Here is a 493-nt window from a genome sequence, read left to right on the forward strand (position 1 = left end):
CTCTGCCGTGGCACCGGCACCGCGGTCCTCGGCGTCAACCTCGGGCACGTCGGCTTCCTCGCCGAGGCCGACGTCGAGGATCTTCACGAGATCGCCTCGCGCGTCATCGCCGGCGACCTCGAGGTGGAGGAACGCCTGACCGTCGACGTCGTCGTGTCGGTCGGCGGCGAGGTCATCGCCCACAACTGGGCCCTCAACGAGGCGACCGTTGAGAAGGCCTCGCGCGAGCGCATGCTGGAGGCCGTCGTGGAGATCGACGGCCGCCCCGTGTCGCGCTGGGGGTGCGACGGCGTCGTGTGCGCCACGCCCACCGGCTCCACGGCCTATAACTTCAGCGCGGGCGGGCCGATCGTGTGGCCGGAGGTCTCGGCTCTGCTCATGGTGCCGATCAGCGCCCACGCGCTCTTCGCGCGCCCGCTCGTCGTCTCGCCGGACTCCACCCTCGCCATCGAGATCGTCGGCGAGACCACCACCGGCATCGTCTGGTGCGACG

The 493-nt window shown here is 71.2% G+C and carries 1 protein-coding gene; it reads left to right on the plus strand.

Annotated features, from left to right (window positions below; all coding sequences use genetic code 11):
* Positions 1–493: diacylglycerol kinase catalytic domain-containing protein (locus tag D9V41_RS16255; protein ID WP_208006908.1), on the plus strand; the 493-nt coding region annotated here is incomplete at both ends.

The organism is Aeromicrobium phragmitis (genome assembly GCF_003674095.1).
Taxonomy (GTDB): Bacteria; Actinomycetota; Actinomycetes; order Propionibacteriales; family Nocardioidaceae; genus Aeromicrobium; species Aeromicrobium phragmitis.